General features: G+C 47.2%; 24 protein-coding genes, 1 tRNA gene and 1 CRISPR repeat array (1 of these 26 cut by a window edge). Of the genes, 12 read left to right on the top strand and 13 right to left on the bottom strand.

Going from position 1 to position 24,558, the window contains the following annotated elements; translation table 11 throughout:
- Positions 1 to 18: 18 nt before the first annotated feature.
- The gene (locus EYM_RS05110) at positions 19 to 294 is read right to left on the bottom strand and encodes a hypothetical protein (protein WP_075049980.1); all 276 of its coding nucleotides are present in this window, start codon (positions 292 to 294) and stop codon (positions 19 to 21) included.
- 83 nt (positions 295 to 377) lie between these two features.
- On the opposite strand from EYM_RS05110, the gene EYM_RS05105 reads away from it, so the two are divergent.
- Both EYM_RS05105 and EYM_RS05100 read left to right on the top strand, forming a co-directional pair.
- Complete coding sequence (locus tag EYM_RS05105) at positions 378 to 2,162, top strand: molybdenum cofactor synthesis domain-containing protein (protein WP_157058774.1); 1,785 nt, start codon at positions 378 to 380, stop codon at positions 2,160 to 2,162.
- Positions 2,155 to 2,889 (top strand): ABC transporter ATP-binding protein, encoded by a 735-nt coding sequence (locus EYM_RS05100; RefSeq protein WP_075049978.1) that lies wholly within the window; start codon positions 2,155 to 2,157, stop codon positions 2,887 to 2,889. The genes EYM_RS05105 and EYM_RS05100 overlap by 8 nt, the downstream gene beginning before the upstream one ends.
- On the opposite strand, the gene EYM_RS05095 is transcribed toward EYM_RS05100, so the two are convergent.
- Positions 2,879 to 3,418: a hypothetical protein gene (locus tag EYM_RS05095; protein WP_075049977.1), complete on the bottom strand. Its 540-nt coding sequence runs from the start codon at positions 3,416 to 3,418 to the stop codon at positions 2,879 to 2,881. The two genes, EYM_RS05100 and EYM_RS05095, sit on opposite strands and share 11 nt — an antisense overlap.
- Positions 3,419 to 3,481: 63 nt before the next feature.
- Here EYM_RS05095 and purD point away from each other — a divergent pair, with 63 nt between their 5' ends.
- Together purD and EYM_RS05085 are read left to right on the top strand one after the other, a co-directional pair.
- A complete protein-coding gene (gene purD, locus EYM_RS05090) occupies positions 3,482 to 4,876 on the top strand; it encodes a phosphoribosylamine--glycine ligase (protein ID WP_075049976.1) in 1,395 nt (464 codons plus the stop codon).
- Positions 4,877 to 4,914: 38 nt separating this feature from the next.
- Positions 4,915 to 5,002 (top strand) — tRNA-Ser (locus EYM_RS05085).
- Between the two features lie 5 nt (positions 5,003 to 5,007).
- Here the strand turns inward: EYM_RS05085 and EYM_RS05080 are convergent.
- Both EYM_RS05080 and EYM_RS05075 read right to left on the bottom strand, forming a co-directional pair.
- Complete coding sequence (locus EYM_RS05080) at positions 5,008 to 5,841, bottom strand: NAD+ synthase (protein WP_075049975.1); 834 nt, start codon at positions 5,839 to 5,841, stop codon at positions 5,008 to 5,010.
- Between the two features lie 48 nt (positions 5,842 to 5,889).
- Positions 5,890 to 7,896: a DUF460 domain-containing protein gene (locus EYM_RS05075; RefSeq protein ID WP_168050216.1), complete on the bottom strand. Its 2,007-nt coding sequence runs from the start codon at positions 7,894 to 7,896 to the stop codon at positions 5,890 to 5,892.
- 25 nt (positions 7,897 to 7,921) lie between these two features.
- Here EYM_RS05075 and pyrE point away from each other — a divergent pair, with 25 nt between their 5' ends.
- Positions 7,922 to 8,620 (top strand): orotate phosphoribosyltransferase, encoded by a 699-nt coding sequence (pyrE, locus tag EYM_RS05070; RefSeq protein WP_157058773.1) that lies wholly within the window; start codon positions 7,922 to 7,924, stop codon positions 8,618 to 8,620.
- Between the two features lie 70 nt (positions 8,621 to 8,690).
- On the opposite strand, the gene EYM_RS05065 is transcribed toward pyrE, so the two are convergent.
- The 3 genes from EYM_RS05065 to EYM_RS05055 are packed head-to-tail and all read right to left on the bottom strand — an operon-like array spanning position 8,691 to position 11,421.
- Positions 8,691 to 9,782, bottom strand: coding sequence for an LVIVD repeat-containing protein (locus tag EYM_RS05065; RefSeq protein WP_075049973.1), 1,092 nt, complete (start codon positions 9,780 to 9,782; stop codon positions 8,691 to 8,693).
- Between the two features lie 24 nt (positions 9,783 to 9,806).
- Positions 9,807 to 10,262 carry an Lrp/AsnC family transcriptional regulator gene (locus EYM_RS05060; RefSeq protein WP_075049972.1) on the bottom strand — a complete coding sequence of 152 codons (456 nt, stop codon included), beginning with the start codon at positions 10,260 to 10,262 and terminating at the stop codon, positions 9,807 to 9,809.
- Between the two features lie 34 nt (positions 10,263 to 10,296).
- Positions 10,297 to 11,421: a hypothetical protein gene (locus EYM_RS05055; RefSeq protein WP_075049971.1), complete on the bottom strand. Its 1,125-nt coding sequence runs from the start codon at positions 11,419 to 11,421 to the stop codon at positions 10,297 to 10,299.
- Between the two features lie 111 nt (positions 11,422 to 11,532).
- On the opposite strand from EYM_RS05055, the gene EYM_RS05050 reads away from it, so the two are divergent.
- A complete protein-coding gene (locus EYM_RS05050) occupies positions 11,533 to 12,348 on the top strand; it encodes a polyprenyl synthetase family protein (RefSeq protein WP_075049970.1) in 816 nt (271 codons plus the stop codon).
- A 6-nt stretch (positions 12,349 to 12,354) separates the two neighbouring features.
- Here the strand turns inward: EYM_RS05050 and EYM_RS05045 are convergent, their stop codons facing one another.
- A complete protein-coding gene (locus EYM_RS05045; RefSeq protein WP_075049969.1) occupies positions 12,355 to 16,182 on the bottom strand; it encodes a hypothetical protein in 3,828 nt (1,275 codons plus the stop codon).
- Between the two features lie 122 nt (positions 16,183 to 16,304).
- On the opposite strand from EYM_RS05045, the gene EYM_RS05040 reads away from it, so the two are divergent.
- The 5 genes from EYM_RS05040 to EYM_RS05020 all read left to right on the top strand — a co-directional run bounded on the left by EYM_RS05040 (position 16,305) and on the right by EYM_RS05020 (position 19,898).
- On the top strand, positions 16,305 to 16,892 hold the full coding sequence (locus tag EYM_RS05040) for a hypothetical protein (protein ID WP_075049968.1): 588 nt from the start codon (positions 16,305 to 16,307) through the stop codon (positions 16,890 to 16,892).
- Positions 16,893 to 16,897: 5 nt separating this feature from the next.
- Positions 16,898 to 17,347, top strand: a complete 450-nt coding sequence (locus tag EYM_RS05035; protein WP_075049967.1) for a hypothetical protein — start codon at positions 16,898 to 16,900, stop codon at positions 17,345 to 17,347.
- A gap of 75 nt (positions 17,348 to 17,422) precedes the next feature.
- Entirely contained in the window at positions 17,423 to 18,445 is a 1,023-nt protein-coding gene (locus EYM_RS05030) for an RNA ligase (protein WP_075049966.1), read from the top strand.
- On the top strand, positions 18,409 to 18,792 hold the full coding sequence (locus EYM_RS05025) for a hypothetical protein (RefSeq protein WP_157058772.1): 384 nt from the start codon (positions 18,409 to 18,411) through the stop codon (positions 18,790 to 18,792). Before EYM_RS05030 ends, EYM_RS05025 begins: the two co-directional genes overlap by 37 nt.
- Before the next feature lie 32 nt (positions 18,793 to 18,824).
- A complete protein-coding gene (locus EYM_RS05020) occupies positions 18,825 to 19,898 on the top strand; it encodes an NAD(P)/FAD-dependent oxidoreductase (RefSeq protein ID WP_075049964.1) in 1,074 nt (357 codons plus the stop codon).
- Here the strand turns inward: EYM_RS05020 and EYM_RS05015 are convergent.
- Positions 19,870 to 20,187, bottom strand: coding sequence for a 50S ribosomal protein L21e (locus EYM_RS05015; RefSeq protein WP_075049963.1), 318 nt, complete (start codon positions 20,185 to 20,187; stop codon positions 19,870 to 19,872). The genes EYM_RS05020 and EYM_RS05015 overlap by 29 nt on opposite strands.
- A 127-nt stretch (positions 20,188 to 20,314) precedes the next feature.
- On the opposite strand from EYM_RS05015, the gene EYM_RS05010 reads away from it, so the two are divergent.
- A complete protein-coding gene (locus EYM_RS05010) occupies positions 20,315 to 20,896 on the top strand; it encodes a hypothetical protein (RefSeq protein ID WP_075049962.1) in 582 nt (193 codons plus the stop codon).
- On the opposite strand, the gene cas4 is transcribed toward EYM_RS05010, so the two are convergent.
- From cas4 to cas4a, 4 genes are read right to left on the bottom strand one after another with little or no spacing between them, the layout of a single operon-like run.
- A complete protein-coding gene (gene cas4, locus EYM_RS05005) occupies positions 20,870 to 21,391 on the bottom strand; it encodes a CRISPR-associated protein Cas4 (RefSeq protein ID WP_075049961.1) in 522 nt (173 codons plus the stop codon). The two genes, EYM_RS05010 and cas4, sit on opposite strands and share 27 nt — an antisense overlap.
- A complete protein-coding gene (gene cas2, locus EYM_RS05000; RefSeq protein ID WP_075050630.1) occupies positions 21,372 to 21,620 on the bottom strand; it encodes a CRISPR-associated endonuclease Cas2 in 249 nt (82 codons plus the stop codon). Before cas2 ends, cas4 begins: the two co-directional genes overlap by 20 nt.
- Positions 21,620 to 22,528 carry a CRISPR-associated endonuclease Cas1 gene (gene cas1 / locus EYM_RS04995; protein WP_075049960.1) on the bottom strand — a complete coding sequence of 303 codons (909 nt, stop codon included), beginning with the start codon at positions 22,526 to 22,528 and terminating at the stop codon, positions 21,620 to 21,622. Before cas1 ends, cas2 begins: the two co-directional genes overlap by 1 nt.
- On the bottom strand, positions 22,525 to 23,187 hold the full coding sequence (cas4a, locus tag EYM_RS04990; protein WP_083495153.1) for a type I-A CRISPR-associated protein Cas4/Csa1: 663 nt from the start codon (positions 23,185 to 23,187) through the stop codon (positions 22,525 to 22,527). Before cas4a ends, cas1 begins: the two co-directional genes overlap by 4 nt.
- A 746-nt stretch (positions 23,188 to 23,933) precedes the next feature.
- Positions 23,934 to 24,558: direct repeats of the CRISPR family, unit length 26 nt; unit sequence GTAGAGTCCCAATAGGGAATAGAAAG (it continues 330 nt past the right edge of the window).

The following is a 24,558-nucleotide window of genomic DNA, read 5'->3' as shown; positions in this document are numbered from 1 at the left end:
ACAGGGCTAAAATAAGGTTTACTCTCCCGAGAAATTCTCTAAGAAGATGTCTCTATAGTAATCTTGTAACATCTCCTTTTCCTCTTCAGTCAATGCCTTGCCTCTCTCCTTTACTTCGACCACTTTGGAAGTGGTTTGAACGTGCTTGTCCTTTTCTACGTTCATTACTATCCTGCCCTTGCTCTTAGGCTCTATTTCGTATCCGCACTTGGGACACTTAAGTATAGTCTTTCCGTCCTTCTTAGTAACTATCATCAGGCTCTTGCATCTGGGACAAAAGGTAAGTGTACTCAAGGTTCCTCGACCCCGCTACAAAGAGTAAACCCCTTGTCGGATTTAAAAATAGCTATGCGCTCCCAAAGTTCGGCGCTTCGCGCATGCCTACTGAGAGGAAGAGGAAGGTTTTTAAGAAGTTAGAGAACGTAGACGTTGCCTTCAACAAATTGCTAGAAAAGGTCCCACCGAAATCACCGGAGCCGTTCGAAGTAGACCTATTAGATTCGTTGGGGCTGTACTTAGCGGAAGACGTTGTTTCTAACTTAAGTATACCCCCATTTCCTAGAACGAGCGTTGACGGGTACGCAGTAAACTCCGTTAGCACTTGGGGGGCGAGCGAAGACAACCCAGTTAGGCTAAAGGTCAAGGGAAGGGTTAAGGTAGGTGAGGAAGCCAGAATAGAAATAGCGCCAGGCGAGGCAGTTGAAGTAGATACCGGTTCCATGCTCCCACCGGGAGCGGATGCAGTAGTTCCGATCGAATACGTGAAAGAAGAGGGAAACGAGATACTCGTCTTCAGGTCAGTAGTGCCGGGAGAGAACGTACTATGGCCAGGAACGGACGTGTACCCGAACGAACTCGTCTTTACTGAAGGCGAAAGGATTACTTCGAGAGTAATCGCCGGACTCGCATCGATCGGTCGGGGAAAGGTAAAGGTCAGAACAGTAAAAGTTGCGGTCATTTCAACGGGAAACGAGCTCGTGGAACCGGGTAAGGAGTTACCTCCCGGCAAAGTTTACGACGTGAACACCTATTCGCTAACTACTAGGCTCAAAGAGGAAGGGTTCGAACCCATCCCCCTAGGCGTTATACCGGACGACTACGAAAAGATGAAGAGGGCTTTGGAAAAGGCAGTCGAGATAGCAGACGTGGTGGTTACCAGCGGTTCCACATCGGCTGGGCCGGAAGACTTAGTGTACAGGATCGTAGGGGAGCTAGGTGAAGTGATAGTTCACGGTTTAGCCTTCAAACCCGGAAAACCCGTGATGCTCGGCGCTGTGAAAGGAAAGCCCGTCTTCGGCCTAGCGGGTCATCCGGACTCGGCTTACTTCAACTTAGAAAAGATAGTGTTACCCTACTTGAAGCTCATGGTTAGGGCCAAGAGTACCTCGCCCAGGAAAGTGAAAGCGACTAGCGGTTCGACCTTCACCCCCGCGAGAGGTAGGAGGACTCACGTACCAGTAACGCTTCTCGAAGGTAATGGATATTGGGCGTTTCCGTCTTCAATTAGCGATCACGCTATGGTAAGCTACTCCAAGTCCGATGGTTACATAGTCATTCCAGAGACTAGGAGAGCTCCGGTTGAAGTAGGAGAGGAAGTAGAGGTCTACTTGTTTGGAGATCCTTCCTATTCGTATGCCTTCATAGGGGATGTCGATGTCTTCGTAGACGAGGCATTGAGGAGCTTTAAGGAGCCAGTTAAGTTCCTCCCGATAGGTTCGTTCGGTGGAGAGTTGGCCTCAAAGACCGAATTGAAGGCAGTGTGGCTTTCGCCTAAGGCCTCCGGTAAGGCGACCATAAGGATCGAAGTGGTTACGGTTGGAAACGAGGGAAAGAGAATAGCAGTACCCCACTCGAATTCCTTCCTTTATCAATTCTATTTGGAGTATTTGAAGTCCAAGGGCTTAACGCCGGCAAGGGCTAGGAAGGAGTTACTTCACGTAGGAAGCTACCCTACCCCGCAAGCGATATGCTATGCAATAAAGGAGGGAATGGCAGAATTTGGTTTCACAACCCGAGCTTCTGCCGAAGCTTACGGGTTACCTTACAAGAGAATTGGCGTTGCGGAGCTTAAGCTAGGCTGGAAGGAGGGTCAAGACAAGTTAGCGGAAGCGATACTGAGGAGCGCTGAAGAGGCCGGTTACGAGGTAGAACCTTTTGGGTGACTTCGAACCAATAATAACTTTGGACAACGTATGGAAGGTTTACGTCATTGGAAAGGTTGAATACCCTGCTCTGAGAGGCGTTACGCTGAAAGTGCCCAAGGGGAGCTTCCTAACTATACTAGGCCCCTCCGGTTCCGGTAAGAGCACGTTACTACACCTAATGGGGGCATTGGATACCCCTACGAAGGGCAAGGTATTCATCGCTGGTCGCGACGTTTCGCAACTCTCGGAAAGGGAAAGGGCGCGGCTCAGAAGGGATCTAATAGGGTTCGTGTTCCAACACTTCTTCCTGATACCTAGGTTAAGCGCTTTGGAGAACGTGGAGCTTCCAATGATAGCTAAGGGGGTGCCATCGAGCGTGAGGAAGAGGAGGGCATTGAGACTGCTCACGCTCGTAGGATTGAGGGAGAAGGCCAATAAGAGGCCTAGGGAGCTGAGCGGAGGAGAGCAGCAGAGGGTAGCAATAGCTAGGGCCCTCGCTAACGATCCCGAGATCATACTGGCTGACGAACCTACCGGTAACTTAGATACGAAGACCGCCAAGGGAGTAATGGAAATGCTCTTGAGTTTGAACGTGGAAATGGACAAGACCGTAGTTATAGTAACCCATAATCCTGAGCAGACCTTGTATGCACACGCGGTAGTTAGGGTAAGGGATGGGAAGATAGAGAGCGTGGAAGAAGGAGGTCGAAAGCCGTTCTTCAATATTGAAGAACTTACTTCTTAGAAACCTTTACTACTACTTTCTCTCCTTCCTTTTTGACTTCAGTAACGCTGTTGGGAGAGGTCTTGACGAAGAACGACTGGAACCTGCCTCCCAACAAGTTGACTAAGTCTATAGCGTTGCCTTCTAGCTCTAGTTCGCTACCGAACACCCTAACCATGGATCCCTCGTTTCTATCGAATATCTCCAATCGAACGTAGTGTTTGTTCCAGGAGGCCCTAATTCCGAGCTCGCCTTCGCCCTTGAGTAGGTCCTTGCCGCTCTCTTGAACTACTCCCTCGAAGCTCTCGTAAGTCGGCACGTTGCTATCGGGAGACGTAGAGATGTACAAGTAGTTTCCGTAGTTACTTATTCTAGGCATCTTCGAGTACTCGGCTTCCATCTTAACTGTTTCTTCATTCATAGATATTTTAACCTTAAAGGGTGAGCTCAATACCACGTGCTCGCTACTGAAGGTCCTACCATCGACCTCACACGTGTTGTTCTCGAACTTTATTCGGTATTTCTCCCTCATACTAGTGGGAAGAAGCACGACATTATCACCCGGGAAGATTACTTTAGGTCCGCTCATTAGTATGGGTCGGGAGATATAAGCGTGAGTGGCGGAGAGAAGGTCCTACTCGTAGGAGGAGGTTCGAGGGAACACGCTATAGGGGAAAGGCTCGTTAGAGAAGGCGCGTCCCTTTCCTTTATTTCTAGCAATTTGAACCCGGGCTTGCTAGCGCTTACTAAGGATAGCGGTGGAGAGTACTTCAAAGGCTCCCCTACCGATCCCGAGCAAGTACTAGAGGCCGCGAGGAAACTGAAACCCGATTTAATAGTAATAGGACCTGAGGAACCCCAATTCAGAGGCGTCGTAGATAAGCTGAAAGGGAACGGGTTCACGGTCTTCGGAGCGACCTCGAAGGCCGCGGAGATAGAGAAGAGTAAGGTATTTGCTAGGAGCTTAATGAAGAAATACGGAATAAAGGGCAACTTGGAGTTCTGGTATTTCGAGAGCTGGAGCGAGGCGCTCGAGTTCTTGGAGAGGGCCGGTAACGTTGCAATAAAACCAGCGAGACAGGCCGGGGGTAAGGGAGTTAAGGTAATTTCCGACATGCAAGCTTACCTCTCGGAAGAGAAAAAGAGAGTGAAGGAAATACACGCTAAGAGGATACTTGAAGAAGTCATGGCGAAGTATACCGACATACAAGAGAAGTTGCTAATCGAAGAAAGGGTCGATGGGGTTGAGTACACCGTTCAAGCCTTTACTGATGGTGAGAAGGTAGTTCCGTTACCCGCTGTTCAAGATAACCCTCACTTATTCGAATTCGATATAGGGCCCGAGACGGGAGGTATGGGAACGGTTCAAGGACCAGGCAAGCTCTTACCTTTCATAACCGAAGAGGAGTATAACTTCGCTGTAGAGGTATTGGAACAAGTGGTTTCGGCAATAGCCAAGGAAACTGGAGAGAAGTACGTAGGCGCGATTTCGGCGCAAATGATGTTAACGTCTAAGGGCCCTGTGGTAATAGAGTTCTACTCAAGGTTAGGTGACCCAGAAGCTGTCAACGTTATGAACGTTACCGATGGAAACGTCTTGGAGGCCATGTTCTCGGCAGCTCAAGGTAACTTGAAGGCCAATTTAAGCGCTAGGGAGGTCGCTAGCGTAGTGAAGTGCGTAGCTCCCATGGGTTACCCCGAGAGAAGGGACTTGGCCAAAGATAAGGAAGTTATAGTTGGCGAATGTAAAGGCTCCAAGATATATTATGGAGCAGTGGACGTGAAGGACGGTAAGTTGATTACCACTGGTTCTAGGGCAGTCGAAGTATACGCCGAAGCAGAGGAAATTACGAAGGCGGCCGAAATAGCTAATCAGTGCGCGGCCGGAGTTAAGTTCCTTAATTGGAAGAGCGTCTGGAGACCCGATATAGGCAACGAATGGTATTTGAAGAAGAGAACTGAAGTAGCGCAGCTCATGAGAGAGGTATACGGGCTTAGGAACGCTTGAGGTAAACTTTTTAGAGATTCAAATGGGCTCTCATTGGTGCCGGGGTGCCCGAGCGGCCTAAGGGGGTGGGCTTGAGACCCACTGGGGGTTCTCCCCGCGCGGGTTCGAATCCCGCCCCCGGCGCCACTCGTTTAAGGGAAATTGTTAACTACCTTACTCAACCTTTCCAGCGCTTCGTAGACGGTTACCTTGCTCACCTTCGGTATAGGAGGAGGTAACAGCTTGTGCATATTGGTCTTCATCATACCGATAACTTTCTCTAGTTCTTCTAGGCTGGCTACCTTCTTCTCTAGTATTTCATCTGGCGTCATTCCAAGGTCTACGAGGGAGTAAAGTATTTCATCAACCTTCCTGTAGCTTAATCCTATTTCCTCCTCGGCTAAGTGGCCTGGCCACAACCTAGGCGAGGAGGGTTTCATAGCTATTTCCTCAGGTACGCCTAAGTGGAGGGCCAATTGCCTAACCCAAGTCTTGTATAGGTCCCCTATTGGAAGGAGGTCTACGCCTCCGTCTCCGTACTTGGTGAAGTAGCCTAGCAACAACTCGCTCTTATCGCCCGTTCCAACCACTAGTCCCTTAAGCTCGTAGGCTCGCACATATAGCGAAGCCATCCTTATTCTGGCCATTGTGTTACCTTTCGCGACCTTGCTCATTCTCCCTAAGGTTCTCTCAAAAGAATCGAGTATTGGGTCTATTACAATTAATTCCCAAGACTTGACCCCGAAGCTCGCAACCAATTCCTTAGCGTCTTCTACGTCCTTAGGGGGAGTCGCTGAAGAAGGCAATATCATTGCGTGAACCCTCTCGGGACCGAGGGCCTTAACTGTGAGGGCAAGGACTGTAGCTGAGTCAACTCCTCCGCTCACTCCAACGACGGCCGTTTCCTTGTTAGCCTTCGCGAACTGATCTCTAATAAATGAAGTTATCCTAACTTCTGCTTGACGAACGTCGAGATCTGGAAGCATGAACGTCGCCGGAAGTCGAAATGTATAGACAATATATGAAATTTATACCTAGGACCACCTAGCGCTCCGATAACTCATTATCAGTTCCTCCAAGTCCTCTTCGTCCATTTCTTCCGATAACTCCTCCATCTTTTCTCTCCACTTCTCGGTTAGGTCGCTTGGGTAGAGCGAGACCTTCTTCAAGCTCAGAACGGGTTCCTCCTTGAGAACTGGCAGCCCCCTCTTCCTCAATTCCATTTCCGTTTTCTCACTAACGCTCCTAGCTACTAAGATCTTTCCCGAACTCAATATGTATTCTATTACCTCATCGTTTACGTCCTCAATTTCGTCTGCCTCCAATACTTTATAATCTTCCACTCCCATCTCCATTAAGTCCTTAAGTTCTGTATTGAACTTAAGCTTACCTATCTTCAGTCCTACAGTTAATAAGCCGTCTTCCAAGTTCTTTAAGCTTCTTTCAACCGCTTCCATTTTCGCCTCGAGCTCGCTCGTTCTCAATTTATACTCTTCTAGTCTCTTATTCAATGAACTCAAAGTCTCCTTAAGCGATCGAAGTTGGAGTTCGTAGTAGTCGCTCGAGCTCTTCTTGAGTAAGTCCAATTCTAGTTCCTTTCTCTTTAACTCTTCGTCGAGCTCGGTTAACTTACTTCTCAAATAGCTTACTTCGGCCTCCAAGAACTTGGTCTTCAAATCGTCTTTAGCCTCGGTGGGCGTTTGTTTCCTTTCTTGAACCTCCTGGATCAATTGATTACCTTCGTCCAAGAGCTTTTGGAGTTCTTCCTCGAGCACTTCAGCCAACGATCTTCCCTTTACAACTAGTGCTTTAACCTTCTCCTTGTTCACCTCTAGTTCTATTTTGTCTAAGTATGAATCCAATTCATTAAGTTTGTCCTTTATGGATAGGTACGCCTTGTATGCAGAGGCCAAGGCGTCGCGCTGATGCGAGTCCTCTACCTTTACGGCGTACTTCCTCTCGATCTCCTTAGCTAATTGCTCTTTCTCCGACACGCTCATGCTCGTTCTAGGTACGAACAAGACTGCGTTGAGCTTGGAGGCGAGCTTCTTTACGCTATGGGGAGGGGGGTTCGTATCTGAAGCAACCATAATTGGCGTTCCCAAACTCATAAGTATCGAAATCACGTACTCCCTATCGAGTTCGCTTGATGAAGTGATTAGTATCGGCTCGCCGTTCAAGTCCAAGACAGCCAATCCGCTCTTTATACCCGGATCGTAACCTACGATCAAGTACTTCTCTTCGGAAAAGGCGAAGTTTATCTCTCTCGATAAAACGGGCTTAACTGAAACCCTTACTGCGTCCGTTTCGAAGGGCTTCACTACTCCCCTAATTCTCTCCCTAGGTGCGTAAACGGTGAAAACCGCTCTCTTTATGGCCCCATCGCTCTTGTCTACGAACAAATCGTAATCGAGACCGGCTTCCTCTAAGGACGCCCTTATTTCCCTTATGGTCTCCTCAACGGCATTTCTAACCGCTCTTAGGAACCTGTTCATACTGCTTCCTCCGGCCCTCGGAGTTCTCTTCTTTGTAACAATTACCTTAGTCTTGTTCTCGAAGGACCTAACTTTCGCTCCAAGCCCCTTCATGGCTAAGAGGGCGAGGAGGTAAGACGTCTCTGAAGGGTCGAGCTTCCTCTGCGGTACGTTGAAGTTCATGGCTTCCGCGAGCTTCTTTAGATCGATGAAACCTCCGTCTTGCGTCTTCGTTACCTGAACTACCTCCGTCTCTACTGGGAGCAAATTAAGTACCTTATAGAGCTCGGACTTATTTGAACCTAATTCCATTACGTTATCCAATGCTAGGACCTTAGGTTTGTACTCCCACGCGTACCTCAGCAGTTTCCTGAGGGGTACGGACCTCTTCGAGAGCACTACCTCGCCGTTGCAATCTACCAACGTTACCGCGAACGAGCCGTTGAGCCCGGGCGGCGAGCCCGGTTCCAAATCTATACCCATAACCGGACAATCCAATACCTTCAACCCTTCGCAAGCGTTCAATTTCGTTGGGACATTCGCAACATAAGGTTTTAAGTATTTCATTGAACCTTCATCCGGTCTTAGAGCTTTGCGTCTGGAGAAGTACATGGAGGCTTACGGGATAGCTACCCTAAGTGGTATCCCTTGGACTGGTGCTACAATAGACGCAGAGGCAATGGTCGAAGCGATAAACGAGCCGATGATCGTATTAAATATGGGTTGTTGCTTCTTCAAGAAGTACTTGGCTAGGAAAATAAGGGAATACGGACTGGTCAAGAAAGGGAACTTCATTCTATCCTCTAAAAAGAGGAGTAACATATACGTTGATATGAGGAGGCTTTGGAGCTTTCCCAAGCTGGCCAGAATAGCCGCATTATTAATGGCAGCAGAGATAAAGAGCAAGGTTAAGTACGCTACTTTAGCCGGAATAGCTACGGGAGGAATACCTCTGGCCGCGCACTTGTCCTTCACCTTGGGTTGGCCCATGGGATACGTGAGGCCTAAGAGGAAGGAGTACGGCCAAAAGAGGCTCGTCGAGGGCATCGATGAAGGCGCGAAGATCGTAGTAATTGACGACGTCTCCACCACCGGCTCAAGCATATTGAAGTCGATTGAAGCGTTGGAGGAAATAGGTGCAAAGCCGATCCTAGCTGCGACCTTACTAGATCGGGAAGAGGGCGCGGAGAAGGAAATAACTTCCCGGGGGATCGAATTCATTAGCGTGTTGAGGCTCAGCGACGTATTAGGAAGCAATGAAGAGAGTCATGCTCGCCGAGGCGTGAGGTGAACGCTCCGGGGTAGCTGAGCGATGAGGAATTTTCGGGGTGTGCGAGGTCTCCGATGACCTCGCGGTTACCCTACCGAGGCCTTCTCGAAGTTACCCTCTTGAAGAAGTTAAGCGAGAGCGTTCCTAGCAAGGAGATTATTGGTTCGTTCAATTTCAAAAGTATCGGTTCCACTTCAGCTTCTGGGCTATCCAAGAGCTCATCAGTAACTCTATACATTATTAAGGTCCCGTTATACAACCCAACGGCTATTCTATCCCTCCACCAAGCTACAGACCATATTCCAGGTACGTTTTTGAAGTAAACCAGTCGCCCCGTCTCCACTTCATATATTTTCAATTGACCGTTTCCTTCATCAGGTATAGCTATATACTTACAGTTCATTGAGAATTCCGGAGAGTGCTCGTTGCAAGACACGTTAACCCCAGTAACGTTCCACACCATCTTAGGATTCGACGGATCGCTCACATCGTAAAGGTATAGTTTAGTGTTCACGATAACTGCTAAGTAACTGCCACAAATTCCAACTCCTTGCACCCAAGAAGGGAAGTAGAGTGTATTAACTATTTCCCCATCTTCCATTCTAATTATCTGAAGTCTTCCCGAGTAAGTGTTGGCCGCGAATGCGTAGCCTTTACCAATTACTAAGTCTTCCACACCACCTCTTAAAACGCATCGCCCGCCTATTACCAAGCGACCTCTTAGAACGATCTGCCTTCCAACGAACGTATCCCACTTCTTCCTACCATTTAAATCGTAAAGCGTACAGTAGCCTCGACAAATCAGGAACCCATTGGAGATTAGTCCTATGTCTTGACCGCGGTCGAAGTCAGATTCGAAGGACTTCAATAGGGTCCCGTTTTCGTAAATTAAGTAAACTTCGCCACTACGATTAACGAAACCGAAAATTCCACTTAAGTAATCTACACCTAAAACTTCTCTAGATCCGCATGTTTTGTTCAATAAAATACCTTCCCTACTAATCAAATAGGCGCATCCGTCCCACGACGCTACTCCTAATACACCATTGGTCGAGAACTTTAAGTCTTCAATAGTCCCATTAATTCCATGGAACTCCCAGAGCACTTTTAATTCAATTGCATTTAATAGAACTAAGCTCAGGGTAATCAAGATCGATGTTCTTTTCATGGCTACTGATCTCATATTAGAAGACGTTTTTCAACTTTTCTATAATGGTAATCGCAAGTCCTCCTTCACTACGTTGAAAGCAATGTGGGTTAATGTCTTGACTACTTCCTCCCGAGCGAGGAGGTCTTTAACGAAAACGTCCAAGCCTTCCATGTCCCTGAACTTAGCTATTATCATTAGGTCGTAATCTCCGGTAATGTCATATATTGCAATAACGTTCTTAATGCTCCTGAGTTCCTCTTCCAACTTCCTTAACATCTCGCCCTTGGCGCTAACCATTATTATTGCCGTTACCGGATACCCTACCTTCGAGCTATCCACCAGCGGTATGAAGCCTCTTATAACGCCTTTTTTTATGAGCTTCTGTAGCCTGGAATGGACGGTGGCTGGAGAGGAATTAACGGCCTTGGCTATTTCCCTAACGCTCTTCCTAGCGTCCTTCATGAGTTCCGAGAGGATCTTGTAATCTAGCTCGTCTAGTTCCTTTGGGCTCATTTTGCTTCATAGTCCCAACGCCGAAGAACTCCTTTTAAGTTGGAAGAGGTTCCCTCGTTCTTATTCCGAACGCCCATAGCGTGGAATAGAGCTCAGCTAAACTGGAAGCGGGGAACGCTACTCGATGGTTGCCCTTTAGACCATAGAGGTTTTCGACCTCCATCCATACTTGAGTCCTACATGCGTTCAATTCAGGACCTTCAACGCTCTTTCCCTTCCATATTATAGGATCTTTCAACTCTCTATTTACTCTAAGCGCTATCAAGTCCCTACCCGGTGAGATCCTGCCCCTTATAGCTACTGGAACGGAGGTCTCGTAGTGCGTTACTAAATCGTACTCATCCAACATCGTTATAGGTGCAGTGCAGTGAGCTAACGCAACCTTCCGATCCAATATTTCCACTACGTTAAACACGCCTCCTACAACGCCGTAGGCGACGTAACTCATCCACTGAGAAGTTAACGATAGCAAGTCCCCTTCGCACGCTGAGGGGGTGCCAGCAGATGCGAGGAGCGATAAGGCCAAACAAGGCGTCACATTCATTCTCTTTATTAATTCAAAGCAATTGATTGCTAACGATCTGGCTCCGTAGGTTTCCAATAGCTTCCTCAATGCCTCCTTAAGCCTCAGTGCCCTCTCGAGAGCTTCAATGTTCACTTCAACTTTGGATGCACCGGAAACGAGTGACTTGACTTCCTCTTCGTTAACGCTCGAACTCTCGTACGCTGTTTCCACTTCTTCCCACCCAACGTCAATTACCTCGAGGCCGAGGACTCCTCGGAGCGTCTCCCTTTGCGGAACTTCCACCAACCAAGGCGCCACGCCGCCTATTAACAAAGCCTTGGAATTCGCCAGTTTAGAGGCCCTGTTGGCAATAGCTCTTAGCTTGAGGAAGTCTCGTTCGTCTCTAATTACGTAAAGTCCGCCCTTTGGTAGACCCTCCAAGGCTTCCAGCGCAGCTGCTAAGGAGTTCCTTTTAGGAAAGGCTCCCAATAAAAGGAACTTGGGTTTACAGGCTTCGTAAAGCTCTAACAGGTAGCGTTCGGTTCCCCCAGTAACTACGTAAGCTATCATCACTTCGTCGCATAACTTGGACTCCGACGTAAACTTGGGGATCCCACTTATTGCCTCGGCGGAGCTAACGCTTACTTCCAACATTACTCCAGATACCGTTTAGTTATTGCGGTGAAGGAAGTTCAAGTACGTTGTCCATTCGATAACGGATAACTTTTGATAACCCTTTCGCAGAATGGCAGTGGGTATAATTCTGTGAGCGACGTGAAACAGCTGCTAATACAATGGAGAGAATTAATAGACAAGAAGCTAGAGGAGTTGATCGAAAGTGACTACGAGGGAAAGGCTATAGAAGTAGGGAAGTACATTCTAATGGATGGAAAGAGGCTAAGGGGGTCCTTAGCTATAATGGTTGCAACCGCTCTCGGTGGTACCGTTAGAGACGCCCTTCCGGCAGCTCTGGCTTTGGAGATGGTCCACGCGGCCTCCTTGTCAATAGACGACATAATAGATGAAGACGAAGTTAGGAGAGGTAAGCCAAGCGCATGGATCGCTTACGGGGTGAGGAACACGGTAATGGTTAGCAATTTACTAATACCACACGCAATTCTGTTAATAAAAACGTATGGCATTAAGGCAATAACCAAGGTCGTTGAGGTATGGAAGCTTATCTCGAAAGGCGAAATATGGGACGTTTACGGACCTCCTTCCAGATCCGACGTTTGGAGCGATTACTTGAAGGTAGTTGAAGCTAAAACCGCCTCCCTCTTCGCGTTGTCTACGTACTTAGGCGCCTTAGCGGCCGGTAGGGAAGACCTAATTGACGTCTCTTGGAACTACGGTATGTATTTGGGAATAGCGTATCAAATGGCTGACGATCTCGGAGACATGGACAAGGACGTAGGTTTTTCGGGGACAGTCTTTAAGGAAATAGTCAAGAAATTCGGTCTAGAGGGCGTAAGGAAGAAGATATGGGAGTTCGTAGACAGGGCTGAAGAGCTCGGGAGAATTATGGGCAAACCCCTAGACGAGTTCCCGAGGTTAAGTATAGCGTTACTTCTGGAAAAATGAATCAATTTAACACTTGATGCAGTAAGGCCCGCTTATTAGCACGTACCAGTTCCTCTTATTAATTCCGACTATCGATACGTTGCTTAGTTCGGTTAAGCTTCCCAGTAATCCGTTATATTCCCCGTTTCCGTCCTTTGCTATAATTAGCAAGGTCTCCTCAGTAGCTGGGTTGTTCAGACCTATTGCGTAAGCGTTCGGTAGAGCTATTTCGCCGTGGTAATCGAACGCGAAGTCGCCGTAATCGTTAATCGCTACAGAGACGTTGCCTAAGCCTAAGTACCAAACTACCGCGGTCCAGTTCTCTGGAGTACTTAAGCCTAGCTTCACGTACGTAACATTGAAGTCGTACGACCTATCGCTCCACAATGGCGCTACAACGGCATTAGACGTGAAGTCGTTAAGTTCAGTGAAAGGTCCCAGATTGGCGTTTGATAGGTAGACGTAGCCATATGGACTTAGGTCCGTCTCGTTACCCAGCAAGTCGTACGTTATTGTGGCTTCCGTATTGTTTCCGTTCACGTTGAAGCTTTCATCTCTATAGTAGACTATAGGCAAGTCCACGTAAGGGGAGCTCAAGTCCGGCATTTCAACTTCAACGCTGGGCTCTAGTTCAGCTAAGGGTCTCATGAACATGTAGTAGTAAATCCTCTCGTCTTCACTAACTAAGGCGTCGTTGCTGTAAATGTAACCCATGCCTATGTACTTGATGTACTTCGGTCTCAATTGCTCGTAGTATATTGCAAGGTTGGTTTGACTTAAATCACTGAGAGAATAGTAGAATATCGTGCCCAGAGGTCCCCCCTCGTACATCTTTATAGTGACGCTCGGACGACTCATGTCGTATTTCAGAACGGTATAGTATAGCTTGTTGGGATCGCTAAGCTTGGTTGCCACAGTAGTTCCGAACGAGTGGAAGTATATCCTCCATGCGTCGTAGTTCGGTGAGTTCCTCACGAACGATATTCTATATCCATCTACTGGGTCTTCGTAGAACATCCACTTCAACCAAGCCGTATCGTCTGCAACAACGGCTGGGATTAGCGGGTAAATTATGTTCCAGCCATATAGAGAATTATAGTCTGAGTAGCTTCCACCGTTAACTCCAACAACGACCTCGTACTTCGTCGATTCGGGAGCTGGCATGTTGAGCATAACGTTCCATGCAGTATCTAGACCTAAGGCAGTAGTGTTCATCACAAATGATTCCCCTGTGAACATGGAAGGTAAGTTCTTGACGACGTTCTCTAAGTCTATTACAGCGTTAGGGTCGTAGAAGTTATTCATTGGCGTTCCATACATTACTACTTTCACTGGATGCGTTTTGTCGCCTCCTATGTAGACGGTCATATCGATCTCACCGCCCAAGGGATACGGAGTAGCAGTAACCTCGTTCACGCTAAACCTTCTATTGTCAGCGTTTAACGTAAATATCCTTGCCTTGAGATTGATGCCATTGAGGTTGGCATAAAGTCCATCGCTATCTGATCCATTTAGGTAAAATACCATCTTAGGACATAGCGTTTCGTTGTAGTCCAAGTAGCAGCTAACGGCCACGTTGGAATCTAGGTAGTCATCGAACAAGGTTACGTTATATATCATTCCCGAGAAGCTGTACGCGTAGTTGCTAGTTGACCAGAAGGAAGACCGAGTAGCATAGTCCGCATCGGATATTACTATAACGTTGTGGCCAACTTGGTTGGGTATTTCGAACCTCTTAGGTTCATTGGTCAAGGAAGTTATTTGTGGTCTCTCGCCCCTCTCCTCCTCTAGCGGGAACACGCTAACGTAAGCCTTTCCGTTAGTTAAATCAACGCCAGCAACTATTCTATACTTTATTCCCGGTATGAGCGCTTCCGGAGCGGTCTCAATGATGTCGGCGTTTCCGTTACGATAAACGTTTATGAATGGCAGGCCCTTGTAGAGGGCCAAGACCCATCCGTTTCCAGTGTTGGGGTCGTAGCTGTAAGCAATTGGATAGACGTTGTATATGAACCTAGAAGAGTATTCATCTGTTCCGTAGACGACCCTATCGTCTACGTCTGGGTTAGGCGCTGCATCCCAACGCACGTCCGCTACTATAGTGAAGTCAGAATCGCTATTGACGAAGTTCGTATATCCATTCGCATCATCGAAAACTGCCGCTACGAAGGTCCACGCGTTGCCCGGGAAGTACCAGATGTACTTGTACTCGTCTATGTCCATGGTAGCGTTCCTGAAACTTACGTATACTGGGAATACCTCTAGCGGATTCCTAGCTCCGTTCTTGCCTTCAACTAACTGAAGGACTGCCTTATCTCCAGCCGGTATGTAGGGAACTCTTACCCATATATAACCATCTCCTTCAGCAGCATTGGTCGAACAGTCGCCCAATGAAGTTTCGTAACAGAAACTGAGCTTCCCTCCATTCATATCGAGTACTGTTAGGTTCTTCCCGACTAGTTCCGTTGGGAGCTTTATTCTAACTACGTAGTCGAAGAGCGATTTGGCGTTCGGATTCTTTATTATCACTTTCGGAACTCTGAGAGTTGAATCTACTGGCTCTTGAAGTCCCGATAGCGTAATCCCGTACTTATCGGTTAGAGTTCTATTATAGTAACCATAGATAGATGGTATGTAACAGTAGTGGAAGTCCGTCCCGGTGAAGCACTTGTATTGGTCGTTGCTAACTCCAGGTATTTTGATCTCTTTCCAATCGGTGTAACCGTCGTTATTAACGTCGCCCAGTACTCCCGTCGCTTCTGCTGGAACTTGCCCCTTTATTCCTAGGTACAAGCAAACGACTGCGCTGTATTGAGTTAAGCTAGTTGGGGTCATTGGGGTCGTTGCGTTAAAGCCTATGGTTAGAACCCCAGAGCTCTTATACAGCGGAACGTCGGAGGTATAGTTCAATGCAGTAAAGCTCCAAGGTAGAGGTCCAGTCGTTGTTAAGCTATAGGGACCTAAACCTGGAGTGGACCTTAAGCCGAGGACGGTCACGTTCCTTATGTAAACGTAGTCTTCGTTTACCTTCAAGGGCGAACTAGGCGGGGCCGCCCTTTCAATTAAGCTCTTGAGGTCTACTAAGTAACTAGTCGGGACGTCGTTCCTAGTACCGTTCATTTGCGGATTCAAGATAACAGCTATTTCGTAAGCGTTGTCGTCCCCAACTACGGTCTTCGGCGGCGGACATAGGTACTTCATGGGATTGAAGTTCGCGCTCGCAACTATAGTAACTGGACCTACGCTGTATATTGTGGTGGTTTGAGTCACTTGATACGTTACTCCACCACCGATACCGACTATACAGCTCTGGAGCTCCCTCCAACCAACGTCGCTTATTAGTATCTGAACGGACTGAAGCTTGAATTCCTTCGGTATTCCTATGACTTCGAGGACTACGTTGCTGAAGGTTCCTTGAGGGGTAGTGGACCCATCGAGACTATAAGGAACGCTGATGGGCGTTCCACAAGAAGAGGGATAGGTAGCTAAAGTTTGAGGGCTCTCCCACGCCTTGGTTGTTTGGTTCAGCGTTATTAGATAGCTCTTCTTAACGCCGTTCAGGGTACCTATTATTTGAACGGCTCTTACGTAATTACAGAAAGGCACGGTTGAGTTCGTCTTTATTATAACGGCCCACTCCCCATTTTCCACGTCGAAGACCTTGCTCGCACAACCTCCTATTTTCGTTGCCAACGCAATGCTCAATTTCTCTTCGGACGCTTTCTCTATTTGAGTCTGAAGTAGCGACGTTTGCCTAGCTAGGGCGCTAACTAATATCATTATAGCTGAGACTAACAATATCACGAGTATCGTTAACGTTATTACGTTCTCTATTCCACCCTTCATTAGCTTCATTATTAAACGCCATCGATGTGAACGAAGAAATGAAATATAAGGTGAGGCCGGACGTTCGCGTTTCAGAACGCGAACGACATCAATAAACCGTTTGTAACGCAATGCTTTGATGGATGGTGAGAGTGAAAAAAGGTTCCTCGGAACTCTTGGCCGTAGCGTTACTGGCAGCGGTAGTAATTGGTCTAGCGACCGGGATAATAGTTACTTGGAACAAGCAAACGGCTTCATCTAGGTCTCAATTGGACGTAGCTGAAATGGTTAGAAAAGCGAGCTCGTACACGCTCGATTGCCTAGGGAACTATCTCTTCGCTTTCGATCCAAACAACTTAAAGGTATACGACCTAAATAACGGCACTTCGCTATCTTACGCAACCTATTGTTACTCTAACTTACCTAGAATAGAGTTCACTGGGTACGCTACTATAGAGCTCGAATGTAACGGGAAACCGCTGTTCTACGTAGTTCCCGGAACCTTTAAACCAACCATTATAAACGACGCCAAAGTGTTCGTATTCATCCCATCAGTTTCGACCTTAATACCTAAGGCGAGTTGCTCCAATCCCACCTTCACGGGTTTCGCGTACTTTCACGTGAAGCTTCCCACGGGTTTGGAGAAGATAGCCTTGTGTTACGTGGATAACGTTCAATTCGAGGACTCATCGGGAAGCGAAGTTTCCGCGTGGGCGGTGAGATCATGCGTAGGGGCTTAGGAACTTTGGAAACTCTCGTGTTAATGGGCATAGTTTCGATTGCAATCGCAATACTGGCTGCGTCGTTGAGGCCGGAAGTGAAGGCCTCCGCGCCCTCAGTAGTAGCCGAACTATCTACGAACTTGATGTATTCTAATGACCCTATAGCTACTTGCAACGAAATACTGGAGTCTCTACGATCAACGAAGGTCGTCGATAATAATGAGCTGATAACTTTCGGCAATTCAAACGACAAGTACGTAATAGTAACAATAGTATACAGTAGCTCTGCCGGTAACGTGGAAGGCGTGAGGCTTAACTCCAAGCTGGATGGGAGCTTGGTGAGGTTATACCAAGAGAGAAAGCTCCTTCCACAAGGCAGATCACTGGTTTGTATCTTTACAAGCAAACCTCTCAGAGACCTAGAAGTAAGGTTCGTTGGAGTAACGAATATTTGCCTCGATTGCAGCACTTAGATCGCGTTACTACGAGTTTTTGCGTTTCGTTCTGCTATATCTTTTAACTCCGCCGAAAGATTAGGCAAAAGGACAATGAGCAACGCGCTTTACGAGGCTCTATTAGCCCTATGGCTTGGTGAGGAACCGAACTACGAGGAAGTTCTAGGCGCTCAAGGGGACGAACTGCAAGTAAGGAAACTCATATCCTCCCTGAGCGTAAGGTGCTACGAAGTAAACGGAAAGAGGCTCTGCGTATATTCATATAGAAGACCTCCCCCACCCATACCCTTACTAGTTGACGCTCGGGGAACAGTTATAGAGTGGAGCAAGGAAGGCCCGAGACTGATTGCCTATCCGTTCCACAAATTCTACAACGTAGGTGAGTACGAGAGGCCTTCCGGAAAGCCCCTCAAAGTCTTCGAGAAGCTGGACGGAACGATGATATCGGCCTTCGAATACGAAGGCGAGGTTTTCGCGGCAACTAGGAAGAGGCTTTGGATCGATTCGCCTTTCGCTAGGGTTGCTAAGGAGATGCTATCTGAAACGGACCTAAAGGGGTATACGTATGTATACGAACTTATAGGCCCCGGTTCTGGGAGCGCTTGGATGGGGGAAGAGGAACATCTGCGAAGGGATATGGAATGGAAATTGGTCCCTTTAGCCAGGAGGGATATGAAGACCTTAGCGCTCTATCCCCTCGAGGGACCTAGGGAGTTCCGCGTATCCGATCTAGACGAACTGAAAGATACTATAGAGAGAATTAATGTCGAGGGAGCCGTCCTTTGGTACGAAATAGGTAAAGTGAAGCCGAAAATGTTCAAGATTAAGTCAACTAACTACGTCAAGCTAATGAAGTTGATAAACTTGGGGTACGAGGGATTAGCGAGAATAATTTTAATGAACAAGTTGGACGATGTATTGCCCTATCTAAGCGATGAAGTAAGGGAGAGGGCTCTAATGGTTCAGCGAAAACTAGACGAGCTAACGAAAGCAGTTCTAAGAGGGGCGTTCGAAGACGAGGTCGTTAAGGAGTGGCTACAAATAGATCCAACTCGAGCAATAGAAGAGGCGGTGGTAATTTGCTTAAGGGGAGGTTGCCGAGATCTATTGCAATAGTTACTTCGAAACCCGGAAAGGAGTTCCGGGCCAGCGAGGAGGTCATGGACGTTCTAATGTACTTCGATCAAACGGTATGGTGCGTTAAGTTGCTTAAGGGACTGTCTATATGTACCACTAACCTGACCCCAAGGGAAGCTGAAGAGGTACTTAAAGGCAGAGTGTTCGCGTACGTTAATCAGGTCCTAATTGGGAACGAGTTGTGTTATTGCCCGGCCCTCAAGAAAGGTTGCTTAATTGAGGTGCCTGAAGGAGACGATGCCTTCTGCGTAGGGAAGGCTGTAGTGAGGATAGGCGCTCGACTGAAGGCTAAGAGGGGAATCCTAGTAAGCGTTAAATGGAAATAACCTTCGAACTGAGCCGTGACTGGTAATTTGAATTGAGGGTTATAGTTGTAGGCAACGGTTTCGGAGCGCTTTCTGCTTCTAGGGCAGCCGAAGTCAACGGTTTGGAAGTAATCCAAATAGGTCCAAGGAAGTTCGAGTACCTACCCTCATTAACAAAGATACTCAGCGGTAGAAAGAGAGCGGAGGATCTAACGGTTGAGCCCAACTTCAGGTGGGAGTTCGTAGAGGACTTGGTAACAGAGGTCGAGGAAACCGAGAACGGAGTGAAAGTTGTCACAGAGAATGGAAGGGAGTACGAGGGGGATTTCGCAGTGCTTGCTCCAGGTTCCGAACCTTGGGTTCCAGTGGAGGGCGTATATCCTTTATATAGAATTAATCACGCAGTTGAAGTTAAGAGGAAGTTAGACGAGTTGGGGAACGACGCTACCATTGCCGTAGTCGGGACGGGCCTAGTTGGCTTGGAGACGCTAGGGGAACTCCGTTGGATGAACGCGAGCGGTAAGGCCTCCTATCGGTTGAAGGCCATTGAAGCAGCGCCCGTGATTTCCCCAACTCTACCTTGTGAGAAAATAAAACCGGTAATAATGAATAAACTTCGGAAATATGGAATAGAGGTTCACTTGAACTCGTTGGTGTCGGAGGTTAAGAACGGAAAGGTAATTACATCTTCCGGGAACGAAATAGAAGCTGACTTGGTTATCTGGGCTGCCGGAGTGAAGGGACCGAAAGTAAAGGTAAACTGCGCCGAAAGGGCGAAGAGGGACTTCTTCGTCGTAGATGAGTTCCAACGCGCCAAGGGTTGCAAGAGGACCTACGTTGCCGGCGATGCAGCTAATTCCAAGGCTCTCAAGATGGCGGAGGAAGCCATGAGGCAAGGTTGGTATGCAGTGCTTCACGCCATTGGTAAGAAGAGGGATCCTTACGTACCCTTCCTAACTTCCGAAAGGCCGTTCTGCTTCATTACTCTCGGTCCGACCGATGGGATAAGCGTTCTCAACAAGGTAGTTATACCGGGCAGGCTGGCCCCGATAGCGAAGGAAATATTAGAGAAATGGATGCTGCGAATGGCTAAAGCAGCTAAGATGAAGCCTCCTGTCCCTGTTTAAAGGGCCTTAGGTGTTCGGGCCTCACGATCAAGGTCTTGTATACGTTTCCATCCCTTACCTTTACGATGTAGGACCTGCCCCTCTTTCCTACGACCTCTCCAACTTTTCCGTGGAACCTCCTATGAGGCATACCGGCCCATATCGCTGGATTCGCCTTTATTACTACTTTATCGCCCTCCTTGTACTCAATCATTAGTAAGCTGAGGGGAGGTACGCCGCCTTTCTCCCTTATCCTCTTCTTAAATACGTGTCGAGTCCTATGCCTCCAACCCCTTGGGGCCTTTACCACTTCAACTCACCCCAAGGCGATTTATTGGGGAAGTTTAAATCTACGCTTCGCTTTAATTGCAGCCGAATAGGGGCGCGAAGAGCTTATGGACGATCGCTACCCGCTCTATATTTGAAAGGTGCCCTTATTGAGGGTTCACGTCGTTCTCGGCTTCGATATAACTTTCCCGGTCTCTTGCGTTTCGCAGCTCGATAACGTTGGAGAGGTAGTAATTTACGTTCCCGATACGCCTAACCCTAGGTCAGAAGAGGCTCTCAAGAGCTTCGAAGAGTACCTCAAGGAGAAGAACATTTCGTTCGAAATCGTAAGGTTAAACCCTTGCGATTACAATGGAATATTTGAGGTAATATTGAAATTGTCTGAAAACGACGTGATATGTTTCGGTTCCGGTATGAGGAGCTTGAGCTTAATGTTAATACTTGCGTGCTTTGTTTCGTCAATACCATGCTACGTGAAGGTGCTTAACGAGGCCTTGGGTAAGTGCATGGATATAAAGTTTCCCATTCAACCATTGAAGAGGGAGGAGGCAATAGCGCTAGCCTTGGCTTTAACTAAGGGTTCCGTGAGTCCTCAAGATTTAGAGGAATACGGGCTAGGTAGGAAAACTTCGTGGAAGGTTCTAAATAAGCTCGTAGACCAAGGTCTACTTATCAAGGTGAAGAAAGGACAATATAAAGCCTCATCAGTTCCTTGGAGACCAAGGACATAACCTAGAGTACTTGCAATACTTACAGTAAGCCTTGCTCTTAACTCTAGGCAGCGTTTCCAAGTCCTTTTCCATTGTACTGATAATTTGCATTAAGTACTCCTTCGAGGCTTCGGTAACCTTCCTTTCGTAACACTTCTCCGGATAACATAGAAAGACCTTCTCGCATTTCTTTCCTAACGTTTCCTCAGCTAATATGCAATAGAAAAGCGCTTGGGCGAAGTGGGAGTTGCCCGGTTGTTGCTTAAGCTTCACTTCAACTACCTCAATGGAATCGCTACATTCTATGAGAGCATCAACTATACCCTTTCGACCGTTCGCATTTAGAGGAACTTCGTACTTTACGGGGCACTCGGTTCTCAGGTTCCTCTCCACTATCTCTGCTAGATCTATCTCGGATCCCTCCTCCATAGAAGGGGTTGGCGCTTCGGGGTAGTGGAACTTGAAGTAAGCGAAGGCTGGACACAATAGGTAAGCCTTAACCAACCACGCCTTCAAGCACGAGCGCCTCCCTAAATTCCTTATCAGATAACGTTACTACGAAGATCTTGTCGGTTTCATCCTTTACGTATTTCTTTATCGCTCTAAACGCGTCTAGAGCATCGCCTCTTCCTCCCTTCTTGAAGTAGACGCTCTTCTGAAGCCTTTGAAAGCCCATGGCCAGTAACCTCTTCATGGCCTTAGTTCTAAAGGAATCGTTCCTTATATCGTACGCCACTAGAACCATCAAGCTCTCCACCCCGGTACGTAGGGTTGGGCGTTCCTGATGGAGGTTACCAAGTTCCACGCCTCCGTGAGTATCTCGTTGTCCATGTACTCATTGACGATCTCGCCTATCTTCTTCCTAGTCTCATACGCTAGCGTGCCTCCCTCGAACTTCGGTTTGAGTTCCCGCAGCTTACCGAACAGCCTCTTATCATAGACTGGTTTGAACTGTTCGCTGAAGTCGTATACCAAAGACTTGTTACCGCTCTTTATTGCGTGAAATAAGCCGGCGTATGGATCTAGACCGGTTATAGTTAAGGCTTTGAAGCACTTCGAATATAGAATCCCGTAGAGGTAGTTCAGGGACGCGTTAATTGCATCCCTACCTTCGTGATCCCTCCCCTCGAATCCTTCTATTACTTGAGCCAACAGGCTCCAATAGAGCCTCGCAGCTAGAGCTTCAAGGGACCTTAGCTCTTCAGCATCCCTAGCCTTATCCACGTCAGTAACGTACTTCTCTAGGATGTAACTCTCATCGATCAACCACTTGGACCTCTTACTCTTAGCTACGTATCTGAGGGTCCTGCCTTGTTCAACTATCTTCCTCTTTATTATCGGTTTAGCGTATTTCAAGCCGTTCCCTTTTAATATAACTTCGTATTGCTTGAGCCTCGTCATAGCGCTCTTATTGGGTATGGGAGACGAAGACCTAAGCACTGGTTCGCCGTTCCAATCTAAAACCATTAAGTCTACGTTCCATTTGCCTATAATTCGCATGGCGGCCGAGGTAACGGATATCTTAGAGCTCGCGATCACTATAACGTCGTAGTTGTTTCCAAGGTATTCTACTTTCCCGTCCAATCCTACGAAGGCTATGCCTCCGTCCTTCCTTACAACTTTCCCAGGTTCGGATAACACCAACAAGTTCATTGCTTACACACCTCTGCAAAGGGGCAGTAATTGGGACAGCTCTCGGCCCTTCCGGGATCTTCTTTCCTTGAAAGTATCGATGCTAAGTAGTCCCTCTCTTCTAAGAACTTCCTTCTGTAGTAGTCACCTATCCTAACGAGTACGTACTTGATCCCTTGATCGTTAACGTTGATTACAACGCCAGCATCGATTGGGAGTCCAGTCCAAGCCTCTATCACTAATGCATAAGCTGCCAAAGCCAACTTCTTCCTCTCTACGTTACCATTCCATCCGTACACTAGTTCGACCGGCATGAAGCCTACTAGGAAGTCAGGTTTAACTATAGTTGAGAGTCCTATTACGGATCCTGGTAATTTCGATTCGACCTTGTAAGGTATTCCCTCTTCGTCCGCTATGGCCTTCCTGAGCTTCGCTTCTTCGTGAACCTTCTTGAGGAGTTCCTCCTTGAACTCCCTTTCCTCGCCTCTAAATGGAGACATAAATGCCTCGTGAACCATCTTTCCTTTCTCCAGTAAGGGTGACGATGGCCTCGCTCCCAATACTCTCCTAAGGTAACTATCTCTCTTAGTTGGACACGGCGAAGTAACTTCGCTAACTGTAGGTTTAACGGGCGCCCTATTTTGCAAGAGCGACCAATCCCAGCCTCTAACAGTCACCATCGCCTCTCCGGCGGAGGCCCGTAACTCGTCCCACACGGAGCGCGGAAGCACGAGAGAAGCATCACCATAGGGTATTACTCTAGATCGTACTAATTAATAGAGATGAGAATAGAATAGGTTCAATAAGGATCTTTAAGATATATACTTAATTATCAAGTTTTAGTAAATGATTATTCTAATTAATCTGAATTGGAAAATCGATACACTAAATGATGCAAATGATTGAACAAACGATTTCACCATTGGATGGTGAAAACTCTATTCACCATCCCATGGTGAATCTTCATCTCCGCCTCCTGTCCAAATTCGTTTTTCCATTTACTTACAATTAATTCCCTCATTCCTTCAACCTTAATCATTTACGAAAAGAATTAATGGTCTCTTTAAGCACCTTCAGTTTCTACCAGACTTCCTAATGCTCAATTCAATTTAAACCCAATCATTCAACATCGTATTTGCAAAAACAAAGGCAATTTACCACTCTTGAGCTCAGACCATCAGTACAAGGTCCTTTCAAGATCGATCTTTACAATGAGAAGGAGCTTAGAGGGGTTAATAAGCGATCATGGGAACTTCGATGATTATGGGGATTTCTACTCCAGCTTACCTTATACAAGCACATACATGCATATATTGGACAACCAAATGGGTTGATATTCGAAGTGGAAAGGTATGAATGTGGAAAGGCAGATGAAGGGGAAAGGGTTAAAAGGTAAGAAAGAGGTTGTTTAAATAGGAGGGCAACGGTAGAGTCCCAATAGGGAATAGAAAGCCCCAATATCGCGCTCTTACATTAATTCTCGATCAATCAAGTAGAGTCCCAATAGGGAATAGAAAGATTTTCAACGAAATTGACTAAATGCTCAGCATCGAGTAGAGTCCCAATAGGGAATAGAAAGAAGAATCAACGAAGCTCGGTTTGGCAGTTCCTATCTTCCGTAGAGTCCCAATAGGGAATAGAAAGCTTGAAGAGAGCGTTCATAAACGTACCGGTGCGTTTAGCTTAGTAGAGTCCCAATAGGGAATAGAAAGTTGAAGATCTCGTTCTGCAAACCTTTCAACAAGTGCATCAAAGTAGAGTCCCAATAGGGAATAGAAAGGATGCAAACCATTTGATTTTTTCTCTTAACTCCATCCCGCGTAGAGTCCCAATAGGGAATAGAAAGTTATAATCACCTGAGTGGCGCCGGGGGCGGGATTCGAACCCGGTAGAGTCCCAATAGGGAATAGAAAGTTTCACCCATTGCTGGAAGGAGTGGTGACTATGACGCCCGTAGAGTCCCAATAGGGAATAGAAAGAGTAGAAGTTCTCGAACCTTTCTGGATCATTCTCGATCCATTTGTAGAGTCCCAATAGGGAATAGAAAGCTC

Origin of the sequence: Ignicoccus islandicus DSM 13165 (genome assembly GCF_001481685.1) — an archaeon.
Taxonomy (GTDB): Archaea; Thermoproteota; Thermoprotei_A; order Sulfolobales; family Ignicoccaceae; genus Ignicoccus; species Ignicoccus islandicus.
This window is presented reverse-complemented; position numbering and strand designations above follow the sequence as displayed.

Bases quoted from the DNA above. Each gene is read 5' to 3' on its own strand.
- EYM_RS05060 (WP_075049972.1), bottom strand. From the start codon at position 10,262: ATGAGCCCAAAGGAACTAGACGAGCTAGATTACAAGATCCTCTCGGAA.
- EYM_RS05080 (WP_075049975.1), bottom strand. From the start codon at position 5,841: ATGCTTCCAGATCTCGACGTTCGTCAAGCAGAAGTTAGGATAACTTCA.
- EYM_RS05065 (WP_075049973.1), bottom strand. From the start codon at position 9,782: ATGAGATCAGTAGCCATGAAAAGAACATCGATCTTGATTACCCTGAGC.
- EYM_RS05105 (WP_157058774.1), top strand. From the start codon at position 378: ATGCCTACTGAGAGGAAGAGGAAGGTTTTTAAGAAGTTAGAGAACGTA.
- EYM_RS05075 (WP_168050216.1), bottom strand. From the start codon at position 7,896: ATGAAATACTTAAAACCTTATGTTGCGAATGTCCCAACGAAATTGAAC.
- cas4a (WP_083495153.1), bottom strand. From the start codon at position 23,187: ATGGTGACTGTTAGAGGCTGGGATTGGTCGCTCTTGCAAAATAGGGCG.
- cas1 (WP_075049960.1), bottom strand. From the start codon at position 22,528: ATGAACTTGTTGGTGTTATCCGAACCTGGGAAAGTTGTAAGGAAGGAC.
- cas2 (WP_075050630.1), bottom strand. From the start codon at position 21,620: ATGGTTCTAGTGGCGTACGATATAAGGAACGATTCCTTTAGAACTAAG.
- EYM_RS05055 (WP_075049971.1), bottom strand. From the start codon at position 11,421: ATGTTGGAAGTAAGCGTTAGCTCCGCCGAGGCAATAAGTGGGATCCCC.
- EYM_RS05045 (WP_075049969.1), bottom strand. From the start codon at position 16,182: ATGAAGCTAATGAAGGGTGGAATAGAGAACGTAATAACGTTAACGATA.
- EYM_RS05030 (WP_075049966.1), top strand. From the start codon at position 17,423: ATGAGCAACGCGCTTTACGAGGCTCTATTAGCCCTATGGCTTGGTGAG.